The following is a 13,362-nucleotide window of genomic DNA, read 5'->3' as shown; positions in this document are numbered from 1 at the left end:
TTTGATATGTTTTATTCCAATAGAATACGAAAAACGTAGGCTGCTTCGCAAGGCTTTTGACCGTCAACCGATATGGAAAGACCTTTGGAGGACTGTTTCCACTTTATGTTGTTCTTACCGCTTATGAATTCTACAGATTTAATTCGTTTTGATGTATTGGGATTATTTTTTGAAAGTGATTTTATTGTGAATTTGCCATCTTGTGGCCAGCCCAATGCCGTTGCATAAAGGGTTTTTCCTTTGGTAGTAAAACGAAAGTCTTCCGGACCGGATTCCTTATTTTTCTTTTCGGAATGATGACCTGTTTCTACTTTTGTAGGGCCTTCGCCAAAGATGGTCCAAGGTCGTGTGTCATAAATTGCTTCGCCATTAAGACTTAGCCATTGGCCCATTTCGTTCAGTATTTCTTTGGCTTCTGAGGGAATGGTTCCATCGGCTTTAGGGCCTATATTCAATAATAAACATCCGTTTTTGCTTACGATGTCTATCAATTCGTCCAATAGGTAGTTGGAAGTTTTGTATTCTTCATTGGTTACATAGCCCCAAGAAATTTTTCCTATTGAAGTATCTGTTTGCCAAGGGTATTTGTAAATGCCATCCATACGGCCACGTTCAATATCTAGCACGATAAGGTCTTCAGGAAAGGATTTGTTTCTCATGTTCTTGTCCTGAAAAACTACACCCTTGTTCCATTCTTCACCTTTGTTATAGTAGTAGGCAAGTATTTTTTTGTGCATGACCTCAAAACCGGGTTTGTCCAACCCAAAATCGAACCAGAGCAAATCCGGCTCATAATTATCTATAATATCCGTGGTACGATTCCACCATAGGTTTAGGAATTTTTTGGTGGGTAACGTATCATTACCTACCGGCTCACCGTACAGGTCGTAAAATTCAGGATTGTTGGTGTCCCAAGTTGGGTCGTCTTTTTCATAATAAATCCTGTGTAACGCAAAATGGGATGATGCTCCAAACTTCATTCCTTTAGCTTTGACCGCATCGGACAATAGGCGCATAACATCTTTTTTAGGTCCTGTATCCTTCACGTTCCAACGGGTGTGGTTAGAAGCGTACATGGCGTAGCCGTCATGATGTTCCGCAACAGGTACTACGTAACGGGCACCGGCATTTTTGAACAGAGTAGCCCATTCATTGGCATCAAACTTTTCGGCCTTAAATTCAGGTATGAAGTCTTTATATCCAAATTTTGAAGGGTCTCCGTAATGTTCACGGTGATAGGTGTAAGGCTTTTTACCACCTTTGGACCATTTGGGCTCATATATGCCTTTTGGATATTTTTCACTACTGTACGCGGGTACGGCGTAAGGGCCCCAATGTAAAAAAATACCAAATTTGGCATCTTTGAACCATTCTGGAATCTCATATCCGGCTCTTATAGATTCCCATTCTGGCTGGAATTTTTTTGGTTTTATTTGAGCGTGCAATGCGGTTATCCCCATAAATAAAAAAAGGACGATCGCTACTTTTTGTGCAAATTTGGTTTTTGTTGTCATTCTGAATTTTGGCTTTAATTCTTTTTCGTTTTCTTTTCGGTGATAATGCCAATTTCAGGACGAGGTATATCTTTGGTTACGCTTCTCATAACATAAGGCTCCCATTTGTCACGGGCCTTTTGCCATTCTTGAAGTGTTTTAGTAGGATACCATGACGGCCAGCCTATACGGTTAAAATCATAATTTTTTTGGTTTTTGGCTACCCATTCGTCCACTGTTGAAAATGGATTCTTATCGGGAAAAACGCCAAGGGCCTTAAACTCTTCACTTACACCTTTATCTTTAATAACATGGGTGCGCCAGTTCTGCAGTTGGGCCAACAGCTCTTTTTTCACAGAGCTATATTCGGGGTTATCGGCTACATTGTCTACCTCAAATGTGTCTTTTTGTAGGTCATATAGCTCAATTTGCGGTTTTAAGGGGGCAAAGAAGGCGGCTTGCTCGGGAGTAAGCTCTCCTGTTAGGTACATAATGCTCATTTCGGCCAATACCGGATAAGCGTTTTCCTTGTATGGGTTATACTGTAAATATGGTCTTTCGGGCATTAAATTAAGAATGAGCTTATAATCTTTTGACCGTATGGAGCGCATGGCATCATGGGTTTCGTCCATTTTATCACGGGCGGCAAAAACGTACTTTCTGTTTTTTACCTCATCGCCTAAGAGGTTTTTTCCGTGTAGGGGAACTGGCGGTGTAACATGGGCGGCATCAAGTATGGTAGCATCAATATCCAAAGACATGACCAAGTCGTCATTTACTTGCCCAGGTTCTACTTGGCCCGGCCACCGCATAATCATGGGGATGCGGGTCCCACCATCATACAAAAATTGTTTGCCTCGTATGTGACAACGGCCATGGTCACCAATAAAGAAAACAATAGTGTTATTGGCCAACCCTTCGTCTTCAAGTCGTTTTAATAAACTGCCTATTTCCCGATCTACCAATTGCATTTGTTCAAGGCCATTGGCCCAATCGCGACGAACAAAGGGAGTATCTGCATAATAAGGGGGAAGCTCAACATCACTTATATTAATAGGTCTTTGGGGGTCTCGGTTCCAAGAGCGGTGCGTACCTCCAAAAGTGATTCTGGCAAAGAAGGGTTGTCCCGGTTTGCGGTCTGCCCAATCATTGGTATTCATAAAGAGCTCTTCCTTAGTGTCCGGTAAAAAGTTCATATCGGTTTTCCAACTCATTAGAGTGGTGAAATATCCGGCTTCTTCCAAGAGTTTAGGAATGGGCTTTATACCATGGGGTAGGGGTTGTTTGTTATGTTCACGATGTTGGTTGGCTCCAATGTAATTTTGATGAAAACCGGTCATCATTGCCGAGCGTGAGGTAGAACAGACGGGAGAGGTGGTAAAGGCGTTATTGTAACGAATACCCTCCGAGGCCAATTTATCTACGTTTGGTGTATGTATACCCTTTGTGCCATAACAGGATAGGTCCGGGCTCCAGTCTTCAATAGTAATCCAAAGAATATTAGGGCGGTTATCATTGGTTTCCTTTTGAGATGTTTTGGGAGTCTCTCCGCACGAGACGAGCATAAGAACACAGCAAAATAAAACTAGAGATACGTGTTTCTTTATCAAAAGCGTCATAAGGGCAATGATTTCCATAGTCCAAATGAAATAGAAATAAGGTAAACTTGTGTATGTACTAGTTTATCTATTGTCTCTCTCGGTACATTAAGGTAAATTTTGTCTTTAGGAATAAAAATCGGAAATAATGTGTCTAGGTCCTTTTTCATAATCCCATAAATAATCACCGGTAGCTTCAACGCACTTCTGGCTGATATGGTGTGGAAGTACCGAAACCAATGGGTATCCAATTTTGGATTTGAACATTTCCAAATGTCTTAGGTATTTCTCCTCGGTAATATCTTTTTCGGCATTCCCCCCAATATGGTCTAGGTTAATGCCCCGGCCTGGTGAGGATTTAAAGGAAATTTCATAATGGGTCTTTACACGGGCGGGCCAGTCATATTTATCGTTTAGCCATACATCATTGGTACGGGTAACATCGGTAAATTTGGTAAAGAAAATATCCGGAACGTGAAATTCCATTTCAATGGTAGGGTCAATGCCTTTTGCTGCTTTGTACAATTCCTTATGGATGTGTAACATATCAGATTTAGTGTTGTAAGACATATCGATTTTAAATTTGCGCACCCCCATTTTATAAAAGCGGTGGATTGTCTCCGAAGCGTACTCAAAAATATCTGCCTTGGGGTTCAGCCATCGCACACCCTTGTCGTACTCCGTTTTGCCTTGCGCTCTGTAAGCGCCCAAAAGATTAGGATTGTTCTGGGCAGCAATACTGGAGCCATGTATTTTAGGAAATGCTATCCATAGGCCGGGCGTAAACCCTTTTTCGTTGATAAGGTCCATGGTTTTTCTGAAATCTGGAAACTTTTTGGGGTCCGGATGCCACGAGCCGTAACCAGAGTTTAAACTGCCGTCCGGAAATTGGCCCCAGCCATGGTCCAAGGTCATTTTTCCCTTAGGATATCCGTATTCGATAATTTTATCTAAATACTTCGCTACAAAGTCGTGATTCAGTAGATTAAAGTGCCCTTTGGGAACATTGGATTGTATTTTCTGCTCTACCCAAGTACAATATTCCACATCTGCCCAAAAGTGAGGGAATACCTTGTAGGGCTGAATGTTCAGACGCTGCATCATTTGGGTATTGTAGGCTTTCCAAGCATCATCGCCATTACCGCTTTCATCAACAAAAAGTTCCTGTCCCTCAGGAACGTTTATGGTAAGGGTTTCTTTTCCATCAAAACCGAAAGTAGAATTTTCAAAACCAAAAGTGGTCATAAAACCAACGAATTTACCGGCGGCATCGCGGATAATAGGGGAACCGCTCATTCCACTAGCTGGAACCGTAAACGGATTATGGGTAAATGCATCGCTTAAGAAATAGTAGGCATCACCACCTTTTTGAGCAGGGGTGCCATCACTGTTGTACGGGCAGAATAAGGGTTTGGTAACCTTTATTTTTACTTGTTCTCCTCGGGTTGGGTCTTTTTTGCTTGCTACCTCATAATGTGTAGAGGCAGCTTTTACCGCCATTGGGCCGGTAACTCCGGCTAGGGCAACACCCATGCCAGCTCTTTTTATAAAATTTCTTCGGTTGTTCATGTTGTACTATTCTTGGAGCGAGAGTGTTTTGGTGAAATTTACCGGTAGGCCACCTTTGGGTAAAATGGTACTTTTTTTGACTTACTTGGTGAGAATGGAATTTGGCGGTAACGGCACTTTGTTTGAAGCCCGCCATGCTTCCAGCTCATCAAGTAATTTTTGTGTTGTTTTGGTATGGTCTTGGGCCAAGTTCTTGGTTTCTTTAGGGTCTGTCTTTAGATTGTAAAGTTCTAGTTTTCCATCTGCCAAGAATTGGATCAGCTTGTAATCTCCTTTTCGGATTACGGAACACGTGCCGTGTTTGTATTGGCTAGCCAAGTGCCAGAACAAGGGGCGTTGCTTAAAACCAGAGTTGTCTTTTTTAAATAGGGGAGTAAGGGATTTTCCATCTAATTGACCTTTGTAAGCAATGTTGGCCACATCCATTAGGGTGGGGAAATAATCCATAACTGAAATAGGGATTTCAGTTCTTCGGGCTCTTACCTTGCCAGGCCAGTGAATTAGTGCTGGCACTTTTATTCCGCCTTCATAAATTTCTCCTTTGGCACCTCTCAACTTTAGATTCTCCGAGGCAATAGGGTGATAGCCATTATCTGAGGTAATAATTAAAATGGTGTTCTCTTCTAGCTTGTTTTTTTTAAGATACGCCATGATTTTACCAATGTTCTCATCCATAGATTCTACCATGGTGGCGTAGCTGGCCATCCGTTCTTTATTCTTGCCTATTCCCTGCCCAGTTACGGGGTCGCCAGGCTTGCTCATGTATTTGTTAAAAAGTGCATCGTTCCTGTTTTTTATAGGACGATGAACCGCGTAAAAATGAAGGTTGACCAAAAATGGGTCGGTTTTATGATGGTCCATAAACTCAATGGCGTCGTCAGCCAATCTATCCGTAAGCCATTCGTCATTGGATTTTGGAGTTATAAACGGGTTGCTGAACGGAGCGCGATACCCTCCGCGTTCACTTTTGTACCCACCTTCTTCTAGGGCGGGGTCACCTCTAAAGGTGCCGCCCACATTTTTAATAAATCCCCTTCCTTCAGGATAGTATTGTTTTACGGTTGGGGTCTTATGGCTTTCTACCCAGGTAAAATCTCCCGCTTGGGGTTGGTCCAATCGTTGTTGAATAGGCCATTTCATGGCCAGTTCTTTTTCTGGATAAGGACCTACAATATGCCATTTTCCCAAATGAATAGACTTGTATCCGATTTCGGCAAGGGGTTTGGCGTAAATGGGATGTTCCTTTTCAACCGTCCATCTAGAGAATATATTTTCTTGAGCATCTCCTTTCTCCAATACAGGAACCGTGTACACTCCCGTTCGGAAGGATTGTTTTCCTGTAAAAAGTGCGGACCTTGAGGGCGAACAAGTAGGATACATATAGGCATTGTCAAAAACCAGGCTTTCTTTGGCCAAAGCATCTAATGCCGGAGTTTCAAAATAAGTAGAGCCATTAAAACCAACATCGGCATAACCAAGGTCATCCACAAGGACAAAAATAATATTGGGTTGTTTTTCTTGGGCCCAGTTGTACCCGAACGAGGCAAGGAATAACAATACAAAATAAAAAGACCTTGGTTTTAGATGCATAGGGCTAAATTTTTATTCGGGTTTTTTTATGTACTTGAGTGGGGCGATACGTTTTCCGGTTTTGTAATCCAATCGCTTACCGTAATAGATATAATTATCAAATATGTCCCCTTTGCCCAGTGTTCTAGGGTCGCCCTGAGCAATAAGTTCCGTCTCCATTTGGGTACGAAGCTTTTTGATGACCGTTGCATTTTCCGGTTTATTGGCCAGATTATGGATGCAGTGCGGGTCTTTCTCAATATTATAAAGTTCGTGTTCCGGTCTCTTATCAAAATTCATCTCAAAGAAAGGGTACTCCTCATCTTCCGGTTTAAGGGAGGTTAGGTAATTTTTGGTAGGAGAACCATCCGTATTCATAAAGCCATATTCTGGGTTGCCCACGGGCCATCTCTCGGGTTTTATATTGTGAACATATAAAAGCGAGTCGTTCCTGATGGCCCTTACCGGATAGGCTAGGTCGGTTCCGTCTTCATTGGCGCGTCCTATATCATGACGTTCTTTGCCTAAAAGCACATGGTCCCGATTTTTATCTATCCTACCGGATTCCGTAGAAAAAAGTTGTTTTGTAAGACTGCTTCCCGTCATTTGTTCGGGAGGCGTTTCACCCACTACCTCCATAAAAGTAGGGGCCAAATCAGAAAAGCTAACGAAATCGCTTACCGTACGGCCGGAAACAATTTTTCCTTTCCAATAAGCAATCAATGGAATATGGAAGCCTTCTTCATAAATCTGGCCTTTTACCCTTGGGAACGGCATACCATGGTCAGACGTTATGAGGACCAATGTGTTTTTTAGCAGCCCTTTTTTCTCAAGAGCTTTAATTGCTTTACCCACATGGGTGTCAAACCACTCTACTTCGTTTGCATAATCCAATAAATCGCCGCGAACCACTTCATTATCTGGATAGAAGGGCGGTACATTGGCTTCTTCTAACCTTCGGCCCGCTTTCTTCCAAGAATCCAATTCGTAAAAACGATGGGGTTCTTTGGTTCCCAACCAAAAACAAAACGGGGTATCCGTAGGGTTTTCATTGAGAAAAGCCTCAAAATTAGCGGCATAGTCAACATCCGTAATTCCTTTATACGGTGGTTCTAGTTTTATGGTGTTATATTCCGGCCCTGCGGGGTTGTCCTTAGTGTCATACACACCAGGACCCCAACCTTTGCCCGTATACCCTACACGATAGCCCTTTTTAGCCAATAACTGCGGATAGGTTTTGAATTCCAGAGGAAAACGTCCGTTATGGTCCGCGGCTTCCTTTAGCTGCCAGCTGTACTTGCCCGTTAAAATACAGGCCCGTGCCGGTGAGCATTTAGGGTTGCCGTTATATGCATTTTGAAATACCAATCCATCCTTGGCCAGTTGGTCTATTTCCGGCGTATTGATGAAGGTATCTCCATAAGCACCAAAACTCTTCATTGAAGCGTCATCCGCAATACAGAACAGAATATTAGGGCGCTCTGTTTTTGTTACTGTATTTTCACTGGTAGGAATGTTCAAAAAGGCTAACACGCCTACCATACTGAATTTTAAAAGGGACTGAAAAGTTGGAAAAGCATATGTTATCATAAACTTGATTTTTACAAGAAAGTTACAAATTGTTTGTGCAACGTAAACTAGGAGTAGGGATACATACCCTGCCCTATTTATTGAATTCCGTAATGGTTAAACCCCAAGTAAGTTTGGTGCCATCTGCCGCTGTAACTTCGTAACTGATAGGGTTGGTGCTAAAATCGCCAATCTCACCAAGGGCAGGGGCTCCGTTTGCCGGGGCCAACGTAGCTGCCGTAGAAATATCTGCGTAGCCCACTATTTCCGAAAGGCTTACCTGTGACCGTACTTCCTCCGGAAAATCGCCATTGGCAGGCGGCACAGTTATGGCGCAGGCTACCTTTTGATTAACCGTGTCTATGGTCGTTTCTACATTCAATTGAACCACTTGTAGGCGGTTAAAGTCTTGTGTGTCATCAATCCATCTATATTCGAATCTGAAATTGGTAATTTCGGCCTCGTTGAATGTGGGCAGCTCTTCTAAATCTGATTTCAGGCAAGAGGTCATTGTAATGCCTACGAGCAAGAATAGTAAGTATGTTATATTTTTCATTTTATACGAATTTTGTTGTGCGTTAGTTTACCAGCCTGGATTTTGATCTAGTTTTTCATTTAGGATACGCTCGTTTTCAGGAACAGGAAATAAGTAGCGTCTTGTAGAAAAGCGTTTTTTCTGATTGCCCGGTTTTAATATTACGGGTACGCTTTCAAAGCCTTTGCCATCTGCTGCAATTTCAAAGAAGGTATATTCTTTGTCGTTTAATTCCGAAATGATACCTCCGCCTTCTTCTTTACCCCATCTTAAAAGGGACCAATATCTATCGTTCTCAAAAAACAATTCTACGCGACGTTCAATTTTGTACCATTCCCAAACTTGATCTAAGGTCATGCCTGCCATAAGCTCCGGTAGTTTGCCATGCTCAACCCTGGTTTTGTTGATGTATTGAACCGCTGTTTCTGCATCGTTTAGGCGCAGCATAACTTCAGCATAGTTCAAATAGGCACGGCCTAATCTGGTAATGACCTGATGGTAATTTGTGAAGTTTACCGCTTTGTATCCTTCAATATCAGGATAAATACCCTTTCTTATAAAATAGCCGGATATAGTGGATGCCTCAGTACCCTTCGTACTTTGTACATAATGCATATTGCCACCAACTCTAGTGGTAATGGTATTGGTAAAAAGTTTTGAGGAATCCTGTACAATGGAAGCAAAGAAACGGGCGTCACGATGTTCGTTATATATAGCATCGGAAAGAAACCCTCCGTTAGTCTCAAAATCTTGAAAGTATGAGGTTTCGTTCCACCTTTTTGCTACTCCGTCCGTATCGGTTACCAAATAATCATCAACCAAATCGGCAGAAGGCATGGCGGTAGTCCACCCTAAAAATGATTCGTTCAGTTTTGGGGTACCTTCCGTTTTGGCAACCTCCATATTAGGAACAATACGTTGCATTGGAGTCAATACACAGAGCGTAGCATCTATATTGGTGTATAGCCCTAATATGATTTCCGATGAATTTAATGCATTGGTGTAATTGTTGAACAATTCTGCGTAATTAGGGTCTAGACTGTATCCTAGCGCAAATAAGTCTTCGCTTGCTTTTTTGGAAATGTTATAATAGTCTTCTTTTCCACTTTCTATATATGCAGCGCCGTGCAGTGCAATTTCTGCCAACATAGCATATGCGGCACCTTTTGTAAGTTCGCCAGTCTCTACATTGCTGGAAACAGGTAAATCTAGAGCTGCTTCCTGTAAGTCTTTGATGATAAAATCATAGGTCTCTTTTATGGTTTCCGATCGTGGTAACTTTAAATCGTCTTCAGGGGTAAGCACCTTATCTACAATTACGTATTTACCGAACAAACGTGCCTTTGAGTAATAGATTAAAGCACGTAACATCTTGCCCTGTGCAATCAATTTAGGTTTGATGTTTTCCTGGATGCCTTCCGAAGCGGCCACTTTTTCAATAATCAAGTTACAGTCTCTGATGACTTCAAAAGAATTTTGTTTTATAGGGGATTTTAACCCTAATGGAGCCCTTCCGTAGAAATAATAAGAGTTGTTTTTGGCCCAACCGGCGTCATAAAATTGATCGATCAGGTCTAAGGCCACTTTGTTGGCATTTACCAAAACGGTATTATCGGTAAAATCGTCATTACCGGCGCCACCTCCTTTTGGGTCTGGATCTTCCGGGTTGACCAATAATTCAGGCAATACCGAATTATAGGTGTTATAAATAAAACCTTGGGCAAGATTAGCATCGCTCCACACATCTTGTTCAGTGTACTTGTCTAAGGGTTTGGTATCTAAAAGGTCGTCGCTACATGAGAAGCTCATGAGGGCGATCAAAACAGAAAACAGGGTTATATATAAGTTCTTCATCATTATTTTTTTGAATTAAAATCCTAGGTTTACACCAAATGAATACGTGCGTTGTACTGGGTAGCCGTAGCTGTTTATCCCGTTGTTGGCACTTTGCACTTGTTCTGGGTCAAAAAAGTCTTTTACCGGAGAAATGGTAAACAGGTTGGTACCACTTGCAAATATTTTACAGGAAGAAATCCAGTTGTTATCCGCTAAAAACGTTTTCTTTAGGTCATAACCCAGCTGAATATTCTTTAATCTGAAATATTTGGCGTTCTTTAAAAAGTAATCCGAAGGGTTGCTTACAATATCATTATTGCCTCCGTTCACGGCTACTGAAGTAACCGGTCTAGGGTAGGATGCACCCGGGTTTTCCGGTGTCCAATAGTCCAATTGATAGATATACGTTAAGCGTTTGGCTTCTGCGGCAATAAACCGATCAAAACCAATATAACGGTTTCCGGCACCTTGAAAGAGACCGTTCATGAACCATCCTTTGTAGCTCATATTAAAATCTATACCGTAGGTAAGGCGTGGTTGAGAAGGAAGGCCTAGCAAGCGTTTATCCTGCTCGTCCACTTTACCGTCTCCGTTAGAATCCACATAGCGGATATCTCCACCTTGAGTTTCCGTAGAACTTAGCAAACGTGGGGTGTTTAAGATATCATTGTCATTTTGGTATAATCCGTCAGTAACAAATACTTTTCCACCTTGCCAGTAATCGGTCCTATGGGTTTCCCTTGTGTACGGGTTTTTGAGTGTAGCTTGGTCTTCGGTATCCAGTTGTTCCCATAATTGATTGAAATAAGAAACGTTACCTCCTAACCCAAATCTAAACTCGTTGATGTTTCCTTTGTAACGTAGCGAAACTTCATAACCGGCTCTACGTTGTTTAGAACCTGAGCGAATTTGAGGCAAAGGTTTGCCCAAAGGTTGGGAGTACACATTTTGTGGACTTACCAAAAACCCTGTGGTTAAGTAGTAGAAATACTCTAGGGTACCGCTAAATTTATCTCCGAATGTAGAGAAATCCAATCCGTAGTTGAACGATTCCCTATTGTACCAAGTGAGTTCGTCCGGATTTACCAAATTGCCTTCTGAGTAACCGTTTGCCAAGGCATTGCCAATAGTATAAACGCCAGATTCAAGATTGTATACGGGAATATAACCAAATCTGTTTACCCCTTCCGAGACACCTGTTTTACCATAAGAACTTCTAAGTTTTAAGGAGTTGATGATATTATCCTCTTTAAGCTTTTGCATAAAATTTTCCTCGGCAATATTCCATGCAAATGACATGGCAGGAAAGAATCCCCATCTTTTTTTAGGGGCAAAATTGTCATTACCATCATAACGACCACTAAGCTCAATGATATATTTGTAGTCAAAGTCATATTTCAAACGGAAAACATAACCTGCATTGGCGGCTTCCTGTTCGCTACCGTCATTGTCTTTACCCACGGCCGGACCGGCAAAAAGTTGGTCTACGGCACCGGACAGGTAATTTCTTCTTGAAGCTCCTAAATCTGCATATTTGCTGGTAGTCTGGTTGTACACAAAGGTAGCATCAAGACCGTGCATGCCAAAGGTGCGGGAGTAAGAAGCACTAGATTCAAAATACAATCTATTACTGTAGTATGAATTTAAGCTCAAGGCCGGTGGTGTTTGTGGTGTCAGTGAGCCGTCCTGCATGTAGAGCGGAACATTGTATTCCCATAATTTACCCCAACCATCACCATCACGGTAGTTGGCCATTACCCCTAATTTAAAACCTTCTATGTTGGGAACTTGCCATTTTACGTCTAGCTGTGCATTAATGAACTTATCTCGGGTCTTGTTATAACCCGCGTCCTTATCCGTTAAGGCAAGTGGATTGTCTCCGTTGCCGCCCCCGGCCAGTGTGCCGTCTAGATTATAACCTCTGTAAAGTGGGTCGGTATTTTGGTTTACGGCGCGCCAAACACCAAACATACCCGCAGAGGGTTCTTCGTAGTTTTCAATACTGGAGTTGAGGTTTACGCCAACCTCAAGACCTATTTTATCAAATTTGGTAGTTACGTTACTTCTAACATTGAATCTAGTATAGTTTACTACATCTTGTTTAAGCAGACTTCCTTCATCAATATACCCCATAGAAACAAAGTAGTTGGTTTTTTTGTCTCCTCCGGAAAGTGAAAGATTGTGCCTTTGCTCGGGAGCAAATTCCTTAAGGGTCAGGTCTGGCCAGTTATTGTCCGGATACGTGTCCAAGTCTGCGTGGGTCCTGATGGTTTCTAATTGCTCTGGGGAATACGGAACCGGTATGCCTTCATAGGCACTTGCAGCATTTTGAACCTGTGCAAATTCATAGGAATTCATCATTTCCGGTAATATAGTGGGTTGGCTCATTTGGTAATTGTAGGAGTAATTGACGTTTATTTTTCCGTCTTTTCCTCTTTTGGTCGTTACCAAAACAATACCGTTACCCGCTCTTGAACCATATACAGCGGTTGCCGCAGCATCTTTAAGAAAACTGATGCTTTCAATATCATTGGAGTTAATGGTTTGAAAATCTTGTTGTTCTGTAATGACCCCGTCAATCACGTATAAAGGGGAGCCACCACCACGAATGGAGATAGCCGGAGAGCTACCGGGAGCACCACCACTGTTTTCTACAATAAGACCGGATACTTGTCCTTGCAAGGCCTCGCCAACATTGTTGAAAGGGGTTTGTTCCAATTTTTCGGGTGCTAACGTGGTAACCGCTCCAACCATTTTTCGTTTGGTAGATGTACCGTAACCAATAACTACCACCTCGTCTAATTTGGCAGAATCCGTGTCTAATGAAATGTCTATTGTGGTTTTTCCATCAATAGTAACTTCTTGGGTGCTGTACCCAATATAGCTGAATACTAAAATGTCCGAGCCAGAAGGAACATCAATAGAATAATTACCGTCAAAATCGGTAACAATTCCTATACTGGTTCCCTTTACCAAGACATTGGCACCGGGAAGCGGCATACCGTCTTCGGTACTTATTACCGTTCCGTTAACTGTTGTTTGTGCAAAAGAGAAGCTGCATATGAGCACCATCACTAAGCAAAGCGAAAACAACCAACGCTGTGGAATTTTAGGTCTGTTTTTTTTCATGTTTGAGTTGAGTTATAAAAAATTTAAGTTGAGTAAAAGGCGCTATTTGGAATGTTAATTTTTT

At 42.1% G+C, this 13,362-nt stretch carries 8 protein-coding genes; all 8 read right to left on the bottom strand.

Annotation, left to right across the window (positions count from 1 at the left end; translation table 11 throughout):
- Positions 1 to 11: 11 nt before the first annotated feature.
- Positions 12 to 1,514, bottom strand: a complete 1,503-nt coding sequence (locus KO513_RS08695; RefSeq protein WP_252735721.1) for an alpha-L-fucosidase — start codon at positions 1,512 to 1,514, stop codon at positions 12 to 14.
- 14 nt (positions 1,515 to 1,528) lie between these two features.
- Positions 1,529 to 3,130, bottom strand: coding sequence for a sulfatase family protein (locus KO513_RS08690; RefSeq protein ID WP_215913064.1), 1,602 nt, complete (start codon positions 3,128 to 3,130; stop codon positions 1,529 to 1,531).
- Positions 3,131 to 3,217: 87 nt separating this feature from the next.
- Positions 3,218 to 4,660: an alpha-galactosidase gene (locus KO513_RS08685; RefSeq protein WP_215913063.1), complete on the bottom strand. Its 1,443-nt coding sequence runs from the start codon at positions 4,658 to 4,660 to the stop codon at positions 3,218 to 3,220.
- Positions 4,661 to 4,741: 81 nt separating this feature from the next.
- Positions 4,742 to 6,250: a sulfatase gene (locus tag KO513_RS08680; RefSeq protein WP_215913062.1), complete on the bottom strand. Its 1,509-nt coding sequence runs from the start codon at positions 6,248 to 6,250 to the stop codon at positions 4,742 to 4,744.
- Between the two features lie 12 nt (positions 6,251 to 6,262).
- Positions 6,263 to 7,819, bottom strand: a complete 1,557-nt coding sequence (locus tag KO513_RS08675; protein WP_252735719.1) for a sulfatase family protein — start codon at positions 7,817 to 7,819, stop codon at positions 6,263 to 6,265.
- A 73-nt stretch (positions 7,820 to 7,892) separates the two neighbouring features.
- Positions 7,893 to 8,354 (bottom strand): DUF5018-related domain-containing protein, encoded by a 462-nt coding sequence (locus KO513_RS08670; protein ID WP_215438625.1) that lies wholly within the window; start codon positions 8,352 to 8,354, stop codon positions 7,893 to 7,895.
- Positions 8,355 to 8,381: 27 nt separating this feature from the next.
- Positions 8,382 to 10,190 (bottom strand): RagB/SusD family nutrient uptake outer membrane protein, encoded by a 1,809-nt coding sequence (locus KO513_RS08665; RefSeq protein ID WP_215913061.1) that lies wholly within the window; start codon positions 10,188 to 10,190, stop codon positions 8,382 to 8,384.
- 12 nt (positions 10,191 to 10,202) lie between these two features.
- Positions 10,203 to 13,298, bottom strand: coding sequence for a SusC/RagA family TonB-linked outer membrane protein (locus KO513_RS08660; protein WP_215913060.1), 3,096 nt, complete (start codon positions 13,296 to 13,298; stop codon positions 10,203 to 10,205).
- Between the last annotated feature and the right edge of the window lie 64 nt (positions 13,299 to 13,362).

This window comes from Zobellia sp. B3R18 (genome assembly GCF_018860715.1).
Lineage (GTDB): Bacteria > Bacteroidota > Bacteroidia > Flavobacteriales > Flavobacteriaceae > Zobellia > Zobellia russellii.
Note: the sequence above shows the minus strand (reverse complement) of the source record. Positions and strands in the feature narration are given on the sequence as shown.

Excerpts from the sequence above, each read along its gene's own strand:
- KO513_RS08665 (WP_215913061.1), bottom strand. The coding sequence starts at position 10,190 with ATGATGAAGAACTTATATATAACCCTGTTTTCTGTTTTGATCGCCCTC.
- KO513_RS08695 (WP_252735721.1), bottom strand. The coding sequence starts at position 1,514 with ATGACAACAAAAACCAAATTTGCACAAAAAGTAGCGATCGTCCTTTTT.
- KO513_RS08675 (WP_252735719.1), bottom strand. The coding sequence starts at position 7,819 with ATGATAACATATGCTTTTCCAACTTTTCAGTCCCTTTTAAAATTCAGT.
- KO513_RS08690 (WP_215913064.1), bottom strand. The coding sequence starts at position 3,130 with ATGGAAATCATTGCCCTTATGACGCTTTTGATAAAGAAACACGTATCT.
- KO513_RS08660 (WP_215913060.1), bottom strand. The coding sequence starts at position 13,298 with ATGAAAAAAAACAGACCTAAAATTCCACAGCGTTGGTTGTTTTCGCTT.
- KO513_RS08670 (WP_215438625.1), bottom strand. The coding sequence starts at position 8,354 with ATGAAAAATATAACATACTTACTATTCTTGCTCGTAGGCATTACAATG.
- KO513_RS08685 (WP_215913063.1), bottom strand. The coding sequence starts at position 4,660 with ATGAACAACCGAAGAAATTTTATAAAAAGAGCTGGCATGGGTGTTGCC.
- KO513_RS08680 (WP_215913062.1), bottom strand. The coding sequence starts at position 6,250 with ATGCATCTAAAACCAAGGTCTTTTTATTTTGTATTGTTATTCCTTGCC.